The sequence below is a fragment of the Anabaena sp. FACHB-595 genome (assembly GCF_048568275.1).
Lineage (GTDB): Bacteria > Cyanobacteriota > Cyanobacteriia > Cyanobacteriales > Nostocaceae > Trichormus.
The window spans coordinates 1,151,304-1,171,422 of sequence record NZ_CP183473.1 but is presented as its reverse complement, the minus strand read 5'-3'; the positions used below and the strand labels follow the sequence as shown (position 1 = coordinate 1,171,422).

The window sequence follows — 20,119 nt, the reverse complement described above, 5'->3', positions numbered from 1 at the left end:
TAGCCCTATAGCAGTTATATATTTTACGCCATGTGCGACTTAATATTCTGTAACAAGATCGTCGAACTGAAGAGGGTCACAATTGTGGCGATTAAGCCAGAAACAGACGGTATGAGCTAAAATCTTGCGATTGAGACGACTGGTAAGATGCCACATATCTCTCGCTCGAATCTTCTCTATATGAAATCTCTCAACTAATTGACCAATTACTGTTTCAATTAGGCGACGAAAGCGTTGCATTAATCGCACTGAAGATCGGCTACGAGAGTCAGACATATTAGAACGCAAAGGGGTTTGTAAAGTAATACCCACTTCTTTAAGTTCTCCTGACAAGAACTGACTTAAATAGCCCTTATCTCCGATTAATAAACCTTTAATTCGCGTGATTAAATCCCAAAGTGCGTCCCGTTCACTGCCATTTGCCGGAGTCAGGGTAAACCCACTAATAACTCCTGTGCCACTAACGATTAAATGCCCATGAAACCCATAGTACGTCTGTTTTTTAGCAGCACAAAAACCATAATCTACAAGGGATTTAAAACTTCGGCAGTTGGGAGCGCGACTGAAGCCACACAAAGGTATTGGTAATCCATCAATCAAATGAAGTTGATCAGAGTATGCTCCTAAATACTGTGCTAATTTTTGTTGTATGAGTTCCTTGTACTGCCAACAATTAGCTGCTTGACGAATAAAAGCATAGCGACTCTTTAACTGAGGAAATAGCCCTAACCAGTGACGGTGAAAGTATTTCCAAATGTCTTTTTCAGCATCTATTCCCAAAAACTCTGCCACTAATTCCATTGTTAAAACTTCACTCTCCCTTAAACTCGGAGCAAAACCTCGTCTCTTGATTGGGTATATCTGGGTGATTTCCATCAGCACGTCGTCAACACAGCAAAATACGGCAATGATAAACTCTTCAATAGAAAACATTTTTCCCGCATTCCATTCACTGGTAACGATTTTCTCGCTCCAGTGCGGATTGTGGGAATTTTCTTTTCAATCGTTCATACACCTCAATTGTGTAACGAAACAATAAGTCGCACATCACGTTAACTCCTTAGTTAGTGCAAACCCTTGAGAGTAACTGCATGGATGAACTTTCAGATTAGCAAATACGCTCAACTAAAGAAGGTGCGCTAGAGCCGTTACCTTGTTGAGGATGGGGAATTTGTTGTGTACCGTGTAGTTGTGGGTCGGGTTGTGGTGGTTGTGGTTCTGGCCCCAAGGGTTGGGGGTTAGCAACATACTCAAATTCGCCTTTACCATCCATTGAGGGGCCTTTTGCCCAGCGACCCTCGGCGCTTTCTGTTCCTTCTGAGTGATTCCAGAACTGATAAGCAAATTCACGCTTTTCTAATTCTAGGGGGAAGGAACTGGGAACAGGAGTACTTTCTAGTCCAGATTGCTCTAAATCTTCAATTGCTGCTAACCACTGGTTTTGGTGCATGGTATCACGAGCAATCATAAAACTGAGGGTATCTTTCACCCCTGGGTCGTTGCTCATTTCATATAATCGCACTGCTTGTAAGCGTCCCTGACTCTCAGCATGAAGATTTGAGCGAAAATCTGCTAGTAAATTACCACTAGAAACAATAAAGCGACCATTCCAAGGAAAACCTACACTATCAGCTGGCAACGCACCTAAACCAGAAACAATAGAGTGCTGGGGATTCATAGCTGCGTTCATAATGACATCCCGTGGGTTAGTCCCACCCATAACAGCACCCACTACTGCATCTCTTACACCTTCTTCCTGCACTTTGATGGGTGCTTTATCTAAAAGATGGGCAATCATTGTTGCCAACATCTCAATATGACCAATTTCTTCAGTACCTGTATCTAGAAGCAAATCTCGATACTTGGCAGACCCGCGACAGTTCCATCCTTGAAACAGATACTGCATCATTACGGTCATTTCTCCAAAAGTCCCACCGATGAGTTCTTGGATTTTATTCGCGTAGACTGCATCTGGTTTTTCGGGTGGTCTGAAATATTGCAATTTCTTAGCGTGATAAAACATTTTGTAGCCCAATTAGTGACAGAAATCAGACACATAAATCAAGTATGTGGCTTATTTCTTCTAAGAAACTAACTAGAACAATGATTTACATCAGCCACGAGTCAGAGAAATCAATTTTCATATCTTAGCCAATCTAAAACTAAAGATATAAATAGGTGGATGGGAAAACTTACCGCCGTTGTCAGGAGGTAAAAGACGGATAGCAGGAAGCATTGCCCCATGAGAGTATGAATAAAAGCCAAACGTCAAGAAAAACTAACCATTATTTACTTTTGTAGACTAATTGCTAAAGAAATCTGATGAAAATGGGAGACTCAAAAAACTCAACTTATAAACAGTTGTATGGGAGTGAACGGATGTCATACTAGACCATATTTCTACCTGACGTAAATTACTTACTGAAGATAATTCTTCTGTAGTCATGTCCAAATTGTGCAGTTAAAGTCAGTATTTTACTCTAGAAAATTAGGGCGAAGTTCTATGAAGCAACCATATCTTTCTCCCGACGATTTGCCCACACATAAAACAACTCTGATCAGTGAATTATTACTTAGTCAACTAGAAGAGACGACCAAGAAAAGCTTTTATTTAGCTTGCAAGCAATCAGTACGTATTTTGTTATCTAGTTGTCATTGGTACTTTAAAGTTAATGGTGGCATTCTGATGTTAGTCATGGTTTGTCATAATATCGAAAGCTACCAAAATATTATGATGATTGTTCCTTACCTAGCTAGTAAGTTAAAACGTTTCGCTAACCAAGCAAAAATTAGCATTAGTTCTCCCGTAAATCAAGGTATACCTTGGGTTATCAGCATTAACCAAATTTTACCTGAAGAAGAATAGAGACGTTACATACAACGTCTGCATATAAGTCATTAGTCATTAGCTCGTTAACTGGTTGTATAAATTGGGATTTGGGCTGTAGACTAATGACTTTGCAATATTACATTCTCTTATGCACCCAACAATTTTTGGTACTCTCTCAGTCGTGTAACGATGATATTCATGAACTCTGTAAAATCAATATTATTACCAGTGTCAATATCTGTTGGGCTGTTGGCTAGGCTGTTGGGTAGAGAGTCTTGATAATATTTGTGGGTAAACTCCATTTGGTAAGCGGTGGATGTTTGATTATTAGATAATACAGATGCAGTATTTGAACTTGTGGTGAAAATATTGCTCTTTTGCAAAGATTGGGAGTTGAGACTAGAAGCACTAATTGATGTGGTATTTAGACTTAAACCACCAAATAAGTCATCTACAACAGAACCAAAGTCAAAGTTAAAATCAGAGTCTGTTTTGGGTGTAGTGTCGTTGCTGGTGTTTCCTGCGGTGCTGGTAATAATATCTCGCACCTGGGCTTCAGTTAAATTGGGGTTAGCACTGAGCATGAGGGCGACTACACCAGCAACGTAAGGAGTTGCCATTGATGTACCACTATAATTGGCATACTGATTATTTGGTACTGAAGAATAAACGCTTTGTCCTGGGGCGGTGACATAAGCCATAGTCGTATTGCCAGAACGGTTGGAGAAATCAGTTAAATTTTTATTAGCATCTACCGCACCAACAGCGATTCCTGTTTGATTGGCGTAACGAGCGGGGTAGTCTGGCGCAGATTCACCATCATTACCTGCGGCCATGACCACGATCGCCCCTTTACTGCTAGCATATTCAATTGCAGACTTGAGTGTACGACTGGACGAATCACCACCCAGACTGAGGTTGATGACTTTTGCCCCATTATCTACAGCATAGTAAATTCCGTTGGCGATCGCACTATAAGAACCAGAACCAGATTCATCCAGCACCTTCACAGCCATAATCTGGGAATTGTAAGCAACACCAGTCACACCAAAGCCATTATTCCCCCCAGCAATAATCCCGGAAACATGGGTTCCATGACCATTATTATCAAGGGTGTTGTTATTGTTGTCGTTAAAATTCCAGCCGTGGACATCATCGACATAGCCATTACCATCGTCATCTATGCCATTACCAGCAATTTCTTTGCTATTAGTCCAGATATTATTACGTAAATCCTCATGGTTAGTGTCTACGCCCGTATCTATCACCGCCACAATTATGCCTTGGCCTGTATGTCCATTTGCCCATACTTCTGGAGCATTAATCATATCTAAGCCCCAATTATTCCCGCCAAGGTTAGCAACATCACTATAAGGATTTTGTCCAGCAGCTTGAGGTACGGCTGCGCCTGCATTGACTAAACCATAACCATTAGTTGAGTTGTAAGTGCTGGTAGCAGTAGCATGATTATTTATATCTGAAGTGTAGCTACTACGAAAACCTAGCTGAGAAGTATAATTATTGTCTGTATTAAAAATATCTGATGAGGAGATATAAGCGGAATTTTGCCTGTCAATTGAAAGGGGATTTTGATCAGTCTGATTTGTGGGCATAGGTATTTGCTCCTCAACTAACTTAAGTGTTTTTTGCGGTTTTAATTCTTAAACCCTTCCAAGCAATATTTACGCTTCTTGTTTGTATGCAATACACTTTCACCCCTCCCCAAACCCATTTTCTACAAGGTGAGAAGTTTTAACCATTACTCCCCTTCCCTCCTAGGGAAGGGGCTGGGGGTTAGGTCAGTATTACACTCAACTGCAAACCGCTATATTTGCACTGAATAACTTTGCCCTCCTAGTCAATAATTACTACGGATGAATTTTAGAAAATGCCTTATTGTTTACCAAAAAAATCCCAGTTATTTTAATTATTTATTTAGAGTTGCTGAAACCTATACTTGTCAGGAAGTTTATTGATTAAATAAAACTCAAAATATTGAATTTTTCATGACAATAGAACAGTCATCAAATATCAAATTATTTGATGTTTGATGATTCGCCCTTACCACTGGGAATCATAAAAAAATGCTGGCGATATCTCTTGTGGAGAGTTGCCATTGCCATTTGACAATTAGATTTATCCAGGTAAATATCCAATGGCTTACCAAAATATCACCGCTTCCCTTTCTGCTGAAGATGTCAAAGAAATTAAAGCTGCATTTGCCACCATTCAGGGAAAGTTGCCGTTTCTCGTTACCTTGAGTGTGGAAGAACGACGCAAGTTATTTAAGATGGGCGATAAAAGCCTAGCTTTTGTCAACACTAGCCTGACTGCTGCCCAGTCTAACCCAGACATTCTACCAGCCAGTTTTGATGTAGAGGAATTTGTGCGGGATTATCAACTAGCCACCACCCTCACCGAACTGTTAATTGGGCTGCGACAACTGACAGAACAGGTAGATGATACCCTATTGGCAGTTGGTAGCGAAGCAATGGGCAGCAGTTTGACTGTATATGATTACGTCAAGACGGCTGCAAAGAAAACACCGGGGTTAAAAACTCTGGCGGAACAGTTAGGGGAACGGTTCAAGGCGATTAAAAATAAGCCTGCAAAAGCGGCTACTGGTTCATAAGTTGTAGATATCGCCACCTAGTTGCACTCAGACCTAACCCCCAACCCCTTCCCTACAAGGGAAGGGGAGCAAGACTCAAAGCCTCTCTCCTTGTAGGAGAGAGGTTTGGAGAGAGGTCAAAGCCTTGCTGCACACAAGCGAGAGCCTTTATAAAATCACGTTGAGGAATATTTAATACTCGTGAGCGAGTATTTACGTCTCGTTAATGAGTCTTTGATACTCGTGAGCGAGTCTTTGATACTGGCGAGAGAGTCTTTAATACTGGCGGGAGAGTCTTTAATACTCGTGAGCGAGTCTTTAATACTGGCGGGAGAGCCTTTAATACTGGCGGGAGAGTCTTTAATACTGGCGGGAGAGTCTTTAATACTCGTGAGTGAGTCTTTAATACTGGCGGGAGAGTATTTGATACTCGTGAGTGAGTCTTTAATACTGGCGGGAGAGTAAAGAGTAGGGTAGTTAGAGGCTACGGTGTATACACAAGTCTAATAACTTAGCACCATAACGTTTTGATCCCCCCTAACCCCCCTTAAAAAAGGGGGGAACAAGAATTAAAGTCCCCCTTTTTAAGGGGAGCCACTGCGTTGGGCGGCTTTGCCGACTTGTAGCAAGTGGCGTGGATTTAGGGGGATCAAACCACATTCTGTACCTAGCACTCAGATATATGTACACCGTAGGCATAATTATTCTAAGTAAGCCTGATATATTACTCATAAGCGCGTGTAATCTGCCACCTTGCCCCCAACATGGTCACAACTCTCCGCCATCATCGCCAGCCTTCTCGCTACATTCTTTATTCTTTAGCCTTCATCCTTTCTTTCCTACTCTGCCTACCTTGGGTGAGTGCAAAGGAACAGCCCAAACCCCAGCCGACAGCGTGGCAGATTAATGGCATAGTAGCTGCCCTTGATGATGGATATAACGAAGTTAAGAGATATGCACTGAGTAAATTAGTTGAGTATGACCTGCAAAAGTTAAAATCTGTTGGTCAGAAGCCGGAAGATATCGCTAAGAAAACTGCCCAAATCCTCAAGGATAAATCCGTTGACAGTAGTGTTCGTTCCGATGCAGCAGTGGCATTGGGAAATCTGGAGGAGGCTGCCAAACCCTACCTCAAAGACATCCTCGACTTCCTCAAAGATAAATCCGTTGACAGTAGTGTTCGTTCTGGTGCAGCAGTGGCATTGGCAAATCTGGGGGAGGCTGCCAAACCCTACCTCAAAGACATCCTCGACTTCCTCAAGGATAAATCCGTTGACAGTAATGTTCGTAGAGGTGCAGCAGTGGCATTGGGAAATCTGGGGGAGGCTGCCAAACCCTACCTCAAAGACATCCTCGACTTCCTCAAGGATAAATCCGTTGACAGTTATGTTCGTAGAGATGCAGCAGTGGCATTGGGAAATCTGGAAGAGGCTGCCAAACCCTACGTCAAAGACATCGCTGATATCCTCAAAGATAAATCCGTTGACAGTAGTGTTCGTTCTGGTGCAGCAGTGGCATTGGGAAATCTGGGGGAGGCTGCCAAACCCTACCTCAAAGACATCCTCGACTTCCTCAAGGATAAATCCGTTGACAGTTATGTTCGTAGAGATGCAGCAGTGGCATTGGGAAATCTGGAGGAGGCTGCCAAACCCTACGTCAAAGACATCGCTGATATCCTCAAAGATAAATCCGTTGACAGTAGTGTTCGTTCCGGTGCAGCAGTGGCATTGGGAAATCTGGAGGAGGCTGCCAAACCCTACGTCAAAGACATCGCTGATATCCTCAAAGATAAATCTGTTGACAGTTATGTTCGTAGAGATGCAGCAGAGGCATTGGGAAATCTGGGGGAGGCTGCCAAACCCTACGTCAAAGACATCGCTGATATCCTCAAAGATAAATCCGTTGACAGTAGTGTTCGTTCTGGTGCAGCAGAGGCATTGGCAAATCTGGGGGAGGCTGCCAAACCCTACCTCAAAGACATCCTCGACTTCCTCAAGGATAAATCCGTTGACACTAATGCTCGTTCTGGTGCAGCAGAGGCATTGGCAAATCTGGGGGAGGCTGCCAAACCCTACCTCAAAGACATCCTCGACTTCCTCAAGGATAAATCCGTTGACAGTTATGTTCGTTACGTTGCAGCAGAGGGATTGGGCAAGATAGAACAACTCAACCTGAATAATATCGTTGTAATTCTCGATAGCATTTATTACGCTGGTCAATCAGAATTTGCACAGTGGAGATTTTTAACCTATTTTCTGGGTGGCGGCACTGAAGAAGTGAAAACGCTGCTAACATGGCTGGGTTTTCCCGACACTAAAACAATTCCTGCTTCATTAAGCCACAATGAAGGTAAGAAAACTCTGACAATTTTCGCCCAAGCCTGGGAACCTAGCCAAGGGTTAACTCGATTACGGGAAGACTTAGCAAAACAAATCGCTCTAGTCGCCAGAAAAACTCCTTGGCAACCACAAGATATTCTCCTATTAGAAACTCACTACCACAACCTGAAAAAAGCCGGATACAGCGAAGCTGATTCACTGCAATCAGTCATAGTCAACCTCAAGGGTTGGCAGTGGTTTTTCAACGCCAGAATCACCATCCTCACACACGCTACTTTCTGGCTTGCCCTCATCTTCGCTTACCCCAAATTTCCCCAAATCCAAGCCATCTTCTTCTGGAACCCTTGGGTACGCCGCATCTTAGGCGTGGGTTACGTCGGCTTTCTCCTCACCTGGTTTCCCCCCTTCCGCCGTAAATTATTTGAACCCTTCAAACCCTCCCTCCTAGCCGATGCCGGCTTAGATAACTTTAATGACAAAGGCTACTTCCCAGAATCCAGAGTCAAAGTTCCCGGTACAGGCGAAATCTCCCCAGTTACCGCCGCCCTCCCCAGCATCAAGGGGCAAATCATCTTAGAAGGGGATTCCGGCTTAGGTAAATCGATGTTTCTCCGCCATCTGTTGCACAACTCCCCGCGCATCGTCGTTTATCTCCCCGCCCAAAAATGCCATAAAGGCGTAATTGAAGCCATCCAAGACAAGCTACACGGCCAAGCCCAAGATGCCGACTTCCTGAAAAACCTGATTTACAGTGGTGCAATAGATATCTGCATCGACGGACTCAACGAAGTCACCGCCGACACCAGAGCCAAAATCTGCCAGTTTGTGGAAAGCTATTTCCGGGGCAACATTATCATGACTACCCAGCCCCTAGAATGGACACCACCCTCAACGGCCAAAACCTACTACCTACAACCCCTAGAACCAAACCAAATTCAAGAGTTCTTGCTCTCCCGTGAACCACGACTGCCCAAGGATGCCAAAATTCAGGGTGCTGATTACGAACAAGCCTGTATTAATTATTTAAAAGAAGTCCTCACAACTCAGCAACCAGAGGAAGAATTAAAAGCAGCCAGGCGTATTCTCTCCAACCCAATGGATTTAACCGTGGTAGCCCTGATGTTATCCCAAGGTCAACATCCCAACTTATTCCGCCTGCAAGAACAGCAATACAATTTAATAGCGGCTGAATACCTGAAGGAATGGAAGCAAGAATTTCCTTTAAAAAAATTCTCCGCCGCCGTCTACCAAATGCGTATCGACGACAAACAAGCCTTACCCGCCGATGAATTTTATCAAGTCGTTATGTCTTTGGAAGATGAGAAATATAAGATGGTAGTCAGCCGTCAATGGCAAGATGATAAAGGGGAAGCCAAGAAAGAATGGTATTTCCGCCACGATAAAATCATGGACTTTTTCCTAGTGCAGAACTTCCTCGGCAATAGCGATGAAGCGGAAACACTACTAGTAGATAGAATGGGCGACCCCCGCTTTCGTGGTGTTTACTTCCTGTTAGCTAGCCTACTTCCAATAGATGCAGCCAAGGAATTGCGGGAGAAGTTGATTCAATACGCCGCAGATACTAAAGACAATACGGTGAGTAATACCTTTGTGCAGTTATTACGGACAAGGTAATTGGGAATTCAATGACAAATGACCCCTCTCCATAGCTTGCTTCTCTTACGATGGTGTAAGCCTACCCACAGGGTACCTCTCCCCAACGCGGGGCTACGCCAAGGGGGTTTCCCCATAAGCAATTGGTTTTAGCGTAGCGGTAGCGATGTGAGGAGCGTCACCCAAAGTATCAGTTGTCAAAACATTTTTGGGTTACGACTAAGTTTTTACGGTACGATGCGATCGCTAAACTCGGAGTTATATGCTTCTTCTCCGTGTTCGCTGATATCCAAACCTTGGTATTCTGCTTCTTCTTTCACCCGTAAGCCAACGGTAGCATCAATAATCTTCAAGATTATCCAAGTACCAACTGCTGCAATTACATAGGCGATGACAATGGCGGCTAGTTCCACACCTAGTTCACCAAAATTACCCTTGAGTACGCCGTTTTTACCACCTGAGTTAACTTCGGCGGTGGCAAAGAAAGCTGTGAGAATTGCGCCAACTGTTCCACCAACACCATGCACCGGGTAGGTATCTAAGGCATCATCAACATTTAGCTTGTGTTTGAAACTTACGGCATAAAAGCAAACAAAAGCTGTGATAAAACCTATCAAAATTGACGCTAGAGGGGTGACAAAGCCGGCGGCTGGGGTTATACCTACTAAACCGGCAACTGCGCCTGTAGCTGCACCTACGGCGGTGGGTTTACCGCGTAATACTCCTTCTAGAATTAGCCACATTAAAGCTCCGGCTGCGGCTGAGGTGTTGGTGGCAACAAAGGCAGTTGTAGCTGGATTAGTGATGAAACTGCCAGAAGTGCTGCTAGCAACTGATAAGGCACTCCCAGCGTTAAAACCGAACCAGCCAAACCATAGCAAGCCAGCACCCAACAAAATAAATGTTACGTTGTGGGGAGGGCTGAGGCGATCGGGATGGGTTTTCCTTGGCCCCAGGACTATTGCGGCGACGAGGGCAGAAACCCCAGAGCTAATATGAACTACTGTACCGCCGGCGAAGTCGAGCGCACCTAAGCCGCCATACAAACCTAAGAATCCACCTTTTGCCCAAACCATGTGGGCTAGAGGCGTGTAAATAAAGGTTGACCACAGTAGCACAAATAGGCAATAGGCACGGAAACTCATTCGTTCGGCGATCGCACCAGAAATTAAAGCTGGGGTGATAATGGCAAACATGGCTTGATATATCATGTATGCCTGATGGGGAATCGTCCCGGCATAGGAAACCACATTCGCAGGCTCGGAACCTTGCAGATAACCTGTGGTTTCTAGCCCCACACCGTTTAACCCAAACCACTGTAAACCACCAATAAATGGCAGCCCTGGGGCAAACGACAGACTATAACCCCATAAAACCCAGGTAACGCCCACAATCGCCATCAATACAAAGCTCATCATCAATGTATTGAGAATATTGCGCGATTCGGACGAAACCACCATAAAAAAATGCTAATCCTGGTGTCATCAGCAAGACTAGGGCTGCTGAAATCAGCATAAATGCCGTATCTCCCGTATCAGCAGGTGGAGTCGTCCCTGGGACTTGCGCCCAAGCATTACCCATGATGGGACTTGTCAGCAGTAGTAGGGTACTCACCCCAATTATCAAAATTTTCTGAAACACGTCTATGTTCCCACTCCCTGATGAAATGTAACCTTGTATACTTAGTTACATTTCATTACTTTTAGCCAAAGATTTTTGTCTTGCAAGCTACTCTGATTTATCTTTCCGCAAATTTTAATCAAAAAATAATTCTTTCTGGAGATGCCGTTAATCAATTACTCTGTATTTTTCAATGATTTACTCATCAATTAAACCCTTCCGTACTTACAGCTAGGGACTAGGAACTGGGTACTAGGTGAAAAGTCTTGTTATGTCTAGGTTGTATCATCTATTGATGTCCTAACACTACTGGCAACAGCTATATAGGAAGCTAAATTAAAAAACCCCGATTTCTTGGAGAAATCGGGGTTATAAATTCTAAATAGAGGATTGATTAGGTAGTTTTGTAATCAACCCCTTTAATAGCCGTCAGATGTCTTGCCTTCTGCAAATCCACCAGGACTAGCTTCTTTCAGGAATCCACTGTAGGCTTCCATACCGTGTTCGCCGATATCCAAGCCTTCCAATTCTTCTTCTCTGGTGACTCTAATACCCAAAGTAGCTTTCAGTACTACCCAGAAAATGCTACTGACGAGTACAGTCATACCACCTACTGCGGCAGCACCTAAGAATTGAGTAATCAGCTGTCCTAAACCGCCACCTGCAAATAAACCCTTGGTTGGGCCAAGTCCCTCACCATACCAAGAGTAAACACCAGGGCCAACCGACCATAAACCAACCGCAAGAGTACCCCAAACACCACAAACAAGGTGAACTGAAGTTGCTCCTACTGGGTCATCAATACCTAGTTTGTCGAAGAAGGTCACAGAGAAAACTACTATGACTCCGGCAATCAAACCGATAATAATAGAACTAGGAATGCTCACATAAGCGCAAGATGCGGTAATACCAACTAAACCAGCCAAAATGCCATTAATAATCATTGACAGGTCTGGTTTACCTAAGTACAGCCAAGCGGTAGCAGTAGCAGCAATACCACCAACGGCACCAGCCATGTTAGTTGTTAAAGCAATGTGAGTAATAGCATTGGGGTCAGCAGCCATGACAGAACCAGGGTTGAAACCAAACCAACCTAACCACAGAATCAAGCAGCCCAAGGTAGCAATACTCATGTTGTGACCAGGTAAAGCCACAATTTGCTTATCTTGATATTTACCAATACGAGGACCCAGAAATGCAGCTCCCATCAAAGCTGCCCAACCGCCAACTGAGTGAACCACTGTAGAACCAGCAAAGTCCCAAAAACCAGCCTTGGCTAACCAACCAGCGCCCCAAATCCAGTGTCCGGTAATCGGGTAGGCGATACCTACAAGTAAAAGGCTGAAAATCAAGAAGTCAACAAACTTGATTCTTTCGGCAACTGCACCAGAGACAATTGTTGCCGCAGTACCAGCAAACACCAACTGGAATAAAAATTTTGCGGCTAAAGGTACGCCAGCCCAACTTAAAGCGCTGAAGACACCTTTATAAGCATCACCTGTTGCCGGGCTGTTATCTACTCCTGAGAGAAACAACCCATTGAAGCCAATGAAATCATTGCCATCACCGAACATTAACCCAAAACCAATTGCCCAAAAGGCAACGGTTGCCAGGGCGAACACGATTAAGTTTTTGGCAAGAACGTTAACAGCATTTTTCTGACGACAGAAGCCGGTTTCTAACATACCAAAACCAGCATTCATAAAGAATACTAAGAAAGCGGCGATCGCTACCCATAGGGTGTCAAGCGCAACTTTTAGTTCTGCTGTTGTCGGCCCTGCGGCTGGGGCTTGAGCAACTGCCACATAACTCCAACCCAAAACAATCAAACAAGCCAGAGGTATACAAGCTTGCCAACTGGGAGAGAGTTTTTTGACTAGATTGAATATCTGGATTTGCGAGTTAGATTGTCTACTTTTAGCGTAATTTCTGGTAGAAAAGCGCCTATTTCTTGTTCTTGATTTCTGTTGGTACATGAGTCCGAATTGCTAACCTTCCAACTATCTTTAACAGCAAAAGAAAGTAATGAGTACTGAGTTCCTAGTTTCTAGACTCTTTCTCATCAGTTCTTGTGTGAGGAGTTTACAAAGAAAGACTACTTAGGTGAAATTAAGTGGTTATTTGCTATTCTTTATTGACATCACAAATTTACAAATGGGAAATTTAATTGACCTAAGTAGGAGTTTAGAAAATTGATGGCACTTTTGTAAATATTATTTTCAGGAATTCTGAAAAATTTATTATAGATTGTTTTTCCAATTATTCATGTCTCCTTCATTGAGTCTTTAATGAACAAAATTTGACGATTTAGAGGAGCGATCGCCTCACATTGTCAATATCTTCTCCAAAAAACTTCTGTAAAGATTGGTCAGATAAAATATTGAACAGATTTGCCATTTTATTCCCCCTCTAAAGTTTTATTTTCAGAAATTTTTGTATGTTCTTGTGGTTTGCTCAACTCTTCAACTGAGTAAACATCAGGCCACACTGAAGCACCATGTTCATAAGTATCAATACCAATACGATCTGCTTCAGCATTAACACGTAAGTGTCCCATAGCTTTGAGGCCACCATACATCAGAAAGGCAAAAGCGACTGTGAAAACCGTAATCGCCACTATCCCCAGCATTTGGATACCCAGCAGATCAAACCCACCACCTAGCAATAGTCCTGCTTTTTGATTGAGAGTGAGTTCCTCTTGTCCTAAAAAGCCTATGGAGAGAGTACCCATCATGCCACTGATACCGTGGACTGAAAATGCTCCCACTGGGTCGTCGATGTGGAGTGACTCAATTAAACTCACTCCTAATACAACCGCAATCCCCCCCGTTAAACCAATTAGTACAGAAGCCCAAGGAGCCACATAAGCACAAGGTGCTGTAATTGCGACTAAACCAGCTAGAGAACCATTGAGACAATAAACTAAATCCCACTTACCTGTACGAACATACAGAAAGATTAATGCTGCTAGTGCGCCAGCACCTGCTGCTAATGTGGTGTTGATAGTTACTAACCCAATCAACCCCGGATTAGCAGTACCAAGGGTTGAACCAGGGTTAAACCCATACCAGCCAAACCAGAGAATCATCGTTCCCAAAGTTGCCAAGGCTAAGTTATGGGCTGGTGGTAGTTTTCCCCAAGGAGGACGGTCGGGACGAGGCCCAAGCAAATATGCCCCAACTAATGCTGTCCAGCCACCTACGGTATGAACAATTGAACCACCTGCGAAATCATGGTAACTGAGTTTGCCTAACCAACCATTGGAGTTCCAAGCCCAATGCACGATAATTGGGTAGCTAATAGCACCCATGATCGCACTATAAATTAAGTCACCTATAAAGTCGGTTCTGCCAGCCATTGAACCAGTAGTAATGGTACTGGCAGTAGCAGCAAAGGCAAACTGGAAAAAGAACAAAGTATAGGTGTTAATAGCAGCTGTAGAACCTGGTGCGCCTAATGGGTAGCTACCATCAGCACCCGGTAACTGGCTGAGAAAGAATGTATCTATACCAAACAAACCACCTGCACTTGTACCAAATGCGATACCAAAACCCACCGCCCACCATGCCAAAACCGTGACAGCAGCGTCAATGAAATTTTCTAGTAGGGTGTTAACTACACTTCTTTGGCGAACTAAACCAGCTTCTAACATGGCGAAGCCGGTTTGCATGAAAAATACTAAAAACCCAGAAAGTAATACCCAAGTAGTATCAATGGAAATTTGCAGTTTGATGGTAGTTTCTGATAAAGATTCTAGGGTAGGAGTATCTACCGCTTGCACAATTGTCGGTGCAAAAACAGCAAATACCATTGAGCCAATCGCTAACACCAATAGGCGTTGCCAGGGTCGAATATGCCTATTCATCAGCTTATTTTTTCCTGTGTTTATAGCCATAATTGATGTTAGTAGTAGCAGACTTACCCTTTGTGCTTAGGTGAACTAAATAACGTAGACAAGATTTGGTCAAAATTTTTATTGAGGTTTCCCGAAAACTACCCCAACTTCTCATCTTAAGAATCAAAATCTGAGGTTTAAGAAATTGCGTGACTAATTTCTGTTATGAAAGTTGCTGTTCGGTTAACTTATCAATAAATTTGATTGATTGTCTATTTACCTAAACATTAATTCTGTATTAGTTAATACATTTTTTTCGTTTAGACAAATTTTATGCGCCATGCCTGGTCAAATTAAATACGGGAATTCTCGGTAAAGTCAACGTTTCACCATAATCAACTCCCATCGGATAGAGAATTATTAAGTTTAAATAAAAAAAATAAGTTTCTGTTAATAACTCCGAGATATATAGGACTTGTATTTGATTGATGAAAAAAGTCGGTACAGATATACCTGCCTTTCTTTTTGTTCCCTGTTCCCTACCTAAGCAAATAATTATGGCTACACCTCCCGTGGATGAAGAAGCGCGCAAAGGCAAAAGCTTTGTTTCTCCTTGTCCCCAGTCCCCTTTGTCCCATCAGTTCCCATTGTCTATTTTCCAGATATTTCCTGTTCCAAATACTGCTTGTAACCTAGTTGTTCTAACTTTGCTTGCTTTGTTATTACTGATTCAGATAGGTTTTGACGGTATGCTTGGACTTTAGTTAATAATTCTGGCTGTTGAGTAGCGAGGATTTGCACAGCTAATAGTCCAGCATTTTTGGCGTTACCGATCGCCACCGTAGCCACAGGAATACCCCCAGGCATTTGTACAATTGAATATAAAGAATCCACACCTTGTAAGTTTCGTGTAGCGACTGGCACACCAATCACTGGTAGAGGAGTTAAAGATGCTACCATGCCGGGAAGATGGGCGGCACCACCAGCACCAGCAATAATCACCTTAATACCCCGATGATGGGCTGTTTGGGCATATTCCACCATCCGTTCTGGGGTGCGATGGGCTGAAACGATCGCCACTTCATTTTCTACACCAAATTCCTCACAAATAGCGATCGCCTCTTTCATTGTGGGCAAATCTGAATCGCTGCCCATAATAATGCCAACCAAGGGAGCCATAATAATTCAAAATTCAAAATTCAAAATTTTTACCCACATATAAAGGTGTAGGTGCAATTATCATCTCACATAGAGTTACTATTCAACGAATGAGGGGATAGGGAGGTAACTTATGAGCAATTACCAATTAACAATTACCGATTACCAATTACCGACTACCATACACAAGCCTACAGATATTATTAATGCTAAAGTCCCTGGCTACCAAGATTTACAGATGCTTGTGGTGAATCAGGGGGGCATAATTGAACAAATATTGCCGATGGGGACTGGATTTAACAGAGTTGCGTCACCAGACTTACAAATAATAGATGTGGCTGGAGATTGGATTTCTTTGGGTGGCGTTGATTTGCAAATTAACGGTGCTTTGGGCTTGGCTTTTCCTGATTTGGCGGCTGAGAATGCCCACTTTTTGGGGAAAATTTGCCAATTTTTATGGGATGTGGGAGTAGATGGATTTTTACCTACACTGGTGACAACTTCAGTGGAAAATATCCAGCGATCGCTTGCTGTTATTGCTGATTTTATCTCTACCACACAACCTGGTTCCCAGATTTTAGGCGTACATCTAGAAGGCCCCTTCTTAAACTATCAAAAGCGGGGCGCTCACCCAGCCGAGTATTTATTACCTCTGACAATAGAAGAAGTCCAACGGGTTTTGGGAGATTACGCCCATATTGTTAAAGTCATCACCTTAGCGCCAGAGTTAGATCCTACGGGAGAAGTCATCCCATATTTACGTTCTTTAGGAATCACGGTTAGTTTAGGACATTCTCAGGCAACGGCTAACCAAGCCCAAAATGCTTTTGCGTTGGGTGCAACAATGGTAACTCATGCCTTCAATGCCATGCCTCCCTTACATCACCGCGAACCTGGACTCTTGGGGGCAGCTATGACTAATCCTCATGTCATGTGTGGTTTTATTGCCGACGGTCAGCACGTTTCGCCTATCATGTTGCAAATCCTACTCCGTGCCACTCAAGGAATATTTCTCGTTAGTGATGCCCTCGCTCCCTTAGGGCTACCCGATGGTGTGTATCCTTGGGATAGTCGGCAAATAGAAGTTCAAGGGGGTACTGCACGGCTACCAGATGGCACATTATCAGGCACAACCTTACCTTTATTAGTAGGGGTGGAAAACTTGGTGAATTGGGAAATTTGCGATGTGGAAACTGCACTGGTACTTGCTACTGATGCCCCAAGGAAGGCAATTGGTTTGCCAGGAATGAAACCGGGTCAACCTGCCAATTTATTGCGCTGGCATTGGGATAGTCATACAAAAAAACTTACATGGCAGCGATTGTTCAGCTAAAAGAAAGCCAATATTGATTGCGAATTGCTTTTATAAGGAAGCAACGCATTTTACAGAGCGAATTTCCATCACATCAGAGATATAACAAGTACCGCCAAATTTATTGAGCAGGGGTTTGATATTTTCCGCTACTGGTTTGATATACTCTGGCTGACAAAACGCAATAATATAAACGTTGTCGAGCATTGTCATATCTAAATCTTCTGTCGTTCCTCGTAATCCCTTACCAGCAACATTCCGGATGACCGCATGACCATGCACTCCAGATTTGTCTAAACTTTCTAAGATTTTGCTCAATTCAAAGGCATTGGCAATAATTTCTATCTTTTTAACTAGCTGCATATTATTACCTCCAAAATAGGTTAATTCCGTATTGGTATAATGGGATGCCCACAATAATGTTGAACGGAAATGTCACGGCCAAAGCGGTAGAAACATACAGACTGGGGTTGGCTTCTGGAACAGTTAACCGCATAGCTGCTGGGACGGCGATGTAAGAAGCACTAGCGGACAACACAGCAAATAATAGAGAATCGCCCGCCGGCATACCAATGAATTTGGCAATTAGTAAGCCAATGCCTGCATTGAGTATTGGAATTAGTATGGCAAATAAAATCAGGAAAAATCCTGTTTTTTGCAAGTCTTTAATTCTTCTGGCTGCCACTAATCCCATATCTAAGAGAAAGAAGGTGAGAGCGCCGTAAAATAGCCCTTGTGTAAAGGGTTCTAAGACTTGCCAACCATGTTCTCCTGTTAAGAAGCCAATGAAGAGGCTACCAACTAACAAAAAGACGGAACTATTCAAAAATGCTTCTTGTAAAACCTCTGACCAGGCAAATTCTCGCTTTTCATCAACGGTGAAGAGATTGACCAAGATCAGACCAACAATAATGGCTGGAGATTCCATCAGGGCGAGGGCTGCGACCATGTAACCATCAAAAGCAATCCCCAACTCACTTAAAAAGGTGCTGGCGGTGATGAAGGTAACAGCACTTATAGATCCGTAAGTGGCAGCGATCGCCGCCGCATCGTAAGTATCCAGTTTCAGTTTTAAAATAAAGAACGTGTAAATGGGAACAAAGCAGGCCATTAACATCGCCGCCAGAAGCGTGAAGACCACTTCCTGAGTCACCCCACTTTTAATTAGTTCTACTCCTCCTTTAAAACCTATGGCGAATAGCAAATAAAGCGATAAGGCTTTAGGTATAGGCGCAGGAATTTCCAGATCCGACTTGACAAAAACAGCAAGCATTCCCAGAAAGAAAAAGAGTACTGGCGGATTCAGGATGTTTGACATGATCAAGCTGACATCCATTTCCCCCCCTCCACATACTGATGAAGTCGGTAATTCAAGAAATTTTTCATCTTTGAAATTTTCATGTTTGACTCATGATGTAGCGTGTATCGTTACCTGATGTCAATTAGGTGTCACATATCTCAGGAGTTGAGTCCCTTCTTCCTGCCTTCTTTTATAATTTTTTATGGTTAACCTCAGGATCTCTTCAACTAAAAGGCCTCTTGGCGCGAGAGAATCAGAAAGAGAAGATATTAAAAAATACAACAACAATGGATACAAAAACTTTTAAGCGTACACTACAACATTCTGAAAATTACAACCGTAAGGGTTTCGGTCATCAGGCGGAAGTAGCTACCCAATTGCAGTCTGAGTATCAGAGTAGCTTAATTCAGGAAATACGCGATCGCAATTACACTCTGCAAAGAGGCGATGTCACTATCCGACTAGCCCAAGCTTTTGGTTTTTGCTGGGGTGTGGAACGTGCTGTAGCTATGGCTTACGAAACTCGCAAGCATTTCCCCACAGAACGTATTTGGATTACCAATGAAATTATTCACAATCCCTCTGTAAATCAACGAATGCAGGAGATGCAGGTAGGATTTATCCCTGTTGAGGCTGGTAACAAAGACTTTTCTGTTGTAGGCAATAATGATGTGGTCATCCTCCCTGCTTTTGGCGCTAGTGTTCAAGAGATGCAGCTACTCAGCGAGAAAGGTTGCAAAATTGTTGACACTACTTGCCCTTGGGTGTCAAAAGTTTGGAATACGGTAGAAAAGCACAAAAAAGGCGATCACACCTCAATCATTCATGGCAAATACAAGCACGAAGAGACTATTGCTACTAGTTCTTTTGCTGGCAAATATTTAATCGTCTTAAATTTAAAAGAAGCTCAATATGTCGCTGACTACATTCTTCATGGTGGCAATCGAGAGGAATTCTTACAAAAATTTGCCAAAGCTTGTTCCGCAGGATTTGACCCTGATAGAGATTTAGAACGAGTCGGTATTGCTAACCAAACAACCATGCTTAAAGGCGAAACTGAGCAAATTGGTAAGCTGTTTGAGCATACCATGTTACAAAAGTATGGGCCTGTAGAATTAAATCAACATTTTCAAAGTTTTAATACCATCTGTGACGCTACCCAAGAACGTCAAGATGCAATGCTGGAATTAGTACAAGAAAATTTAGATTTAATGATTGTCATTGGCGGTTTTAATTCATCTAACACCACCCAATTGCAACAAATATCTCAAGAACGTGGACTGCCTTCTTATCACATCGATGTGGTGGAGCGAATTAAATCGATAAATTCCATCGAACATCGGCAATTAAATGGAGAATTAGTAACAACAGAAAACTGGTTACCCGCAGGAAAAATTGTTGTGGGTGTTACTTCGGGAGCTTCTACACCAGATAAAGTAGTGGAAGATGTGATTGAGAAAATTTTTGCGTTGAAAGCAACAGCAGCAGTATTTTAGACCT

General features: G+C 43.0%; 13 protein-coding genes and 1 pseudogene. 5 read left to right on the top strand and 9 right to left on the bottom strand.

Annotation, left to right across the window (positions count from 1 at the left end; genetic code table 11):
- Positions 1-39: 39 nt before the first annotated feature.
- Both ACN222_RS04965 and ACN222_RS04960 read right to left on the bottom strand, forming a co-directional pair.
- Positions 40-933, bottom strand: a complete 894-nt coding sequence (locus ACN222_RS04965) for an IS982-like element ISNsp1 family transposase (protein WP_010995173.1) — start codon at positions 931-933, stop codon at positions 40-42.
- 175 nt (positions 934-1,108) lie between these two features.
- Entirely contained in the window at positions 1,109-2,023 is a 915-nt protein-coding gene (locus ACN222_RS04960) for a manganese catalase family protein (protein WP_010995172.1), read from the bottom strand.
- Positions 2,024-2,503: 480 nt separating this feature from the next.
- On the opposite strand from ACN222_RS04960, the gene ACN222_RS04955 reads away from it, so the two are divergent.
- Positions 2,504-2,866: a hypothetical protein gene (locus tag ACN222_RS04955; RefSeq protein WP_044520795.1), complete on the top strand. Its 363-nt coding sequence runs from the start codon at positions 2,504-2,506 to the stop codon at positions 2,864-2,866.
- Positions 2,867-2,976: 110 nt separating this feature from the next.
- Here the strand turns inward: ACN222_RS04955 and ACN222_RS04950 are convergent, their stop codons facing one another.
- Positions 2,977-4,443 carry a S8 family peptidase gene (locus ACN222_RS04950; protein WP_010995170.1) on the bottom strand — a complete coding sequence of 489 codons (1,467 nt, stop codon included), beginning with the start codon at positions 4,441-4,443 and terminating at the stop codon, positions 2,977-2,979.
- Between the two features lie 542 nt (positions 4,444-4,985).
- On the opposite strand from ACN222_RS04950, the gene ACN222_RS04945 reads away from it, so the two are divergent.
- The gene (locus ACN222_RS04945; protein WP_010995169.1) at positions 4,986-5,462 is read left to right on the top strand and encodes a hypothetical protein; all 477 of its coding nucleotides are present in this window, start codon (positions 4,986-4,988) and stop codon (positions 5,460-5,462) included.
- A 743-nt stretch (positions 5,463-6,205) separates the two neighbouring features.
- Positions 6,206-9,415: a HEAT repeat domain-containing protein gene (locus tag ACN222_RS04940; RefSeq protein WP_010995167.1), complete on the top strand. Its 3,210-nt coding sequence runs from the start codon at positions 6,206-6,208 to the stop codon at positions 9,413-9,415.
- Positions 9,416-9,621: 206 nt separating this feature from the next.
- Here the strand turns inward: ACN222_RS04940 and ACN222_RS04935 are convergent.
- The 4 genes and pseudogenes from ACN222_RS04935 to purE all read right to left on the bottom strand — a co-directional run bounded on the left by ACN222_RS04935 (position 9,622) and on the right by purE (position 16,028).
- Positions 9,622-10,975, bottom strand: a pseudogene (locus tag ACN222_RS04935) (ammonium transporter).
- 458 nt (positions 10,976-11,433) lie between these two features.
- The gene (locus tag ACN222_RS04930; RefSeq protein WP_010995165.1) at positions 11,434-12,990 is read right to left on the bottom strand and encodes an ammonium transporter; all 1,557 of its coding nucleotides are present in this window, start codon (positions 12,988-12,990) and stop codon (positions 11,434-11,436) included.
- Positions 12,991-13,412: 422 nt separating this feature from the next.
- Positions 13,413-14,879: an ammonium transporter gene (locus ACN222_RS04925; RefSeq protein ID WP_044520794.1), complete on the bottom strand. Its 1,467-nt coding sequence runs from the start codon at positions 14,877-14,879 to the stop codon at positions 13,413-13,415.
- A gap of 621 nt (positions 14,880-15,500) precedes the next feature.
- Positions 15,501-16,028 (bottom strand): 5-(carboxyamino)imidazole ribonucleotide mutase, encoded by a 528-nt coding sequence (gene purE, locus ACN222_RS04920; protein WP_010995163.1) that lies wholly within the window; start codon positions 16,026-16,028, stop codon positions 15,501-15,503.
- Between the two features lie 112 nt (positions 16,029-16,140).
- On the opposite strand from purE, the gene nagA reads away from it, so the two are divergent.
- Positions 16,141-17,340: an N-acetylglucosamine-6-phosphate deacetylase gene (gene nagA, locus ACN222_RS04915; protein WP_010995162.1), complete on the top strand. Its 1,200-nt coding sequence runs from the start codon at positions 16,141-16,143 to the stop codon at positions 17,338-17,340.
- Positions 17,341-17,370: 30 nt separating this feature from the next.
- Here nagA and ACN222_RS04910 read toward each other — a convergent pair whose 3' ends face one another.
- Positions 17,371-17,682: a P-II family nitrogen regulator gene (locus ACN222_RS04910; protein WP_010995161.1), complete on the bottom strand. Its 312-nt coding sequence runs from the start codon at positions 17,680-17,682 to the stop codon at positions 17,371-17,373.
- Positions 17,683-17,686: 4 nt separating this feature from the next.
- Entirely contained in the window at positions 17,687-18,655 is a 969-nt protein-coding gene (locus tag ACN222_RS04905) for a sodium-dependent bicarbonate transport family permease (protein WP_010995160.1), read from the bottom strand.
- Between the two features lie 251 nt (positions 18,656-18,906).
- Between ACN222_RS04905 and ACN222_RS04900 the strand changes: the two genes are divergently transcribed.
- Positions 18,907-20,115: a 4-hydroxy-3-methylbut-2-enyl diphosphate reductase gene (locus tag ACN222_RS04900; RefSeq protein ID WP_010995159.1), complete on the top strand. Its 1,209-nt coding sequence runs from the start codon at positions 18,907-18,909 to the stop codon at positions 20,113-20,115.
- Positions 20,116-20,119: the final 4 nt, after the last annotated feature.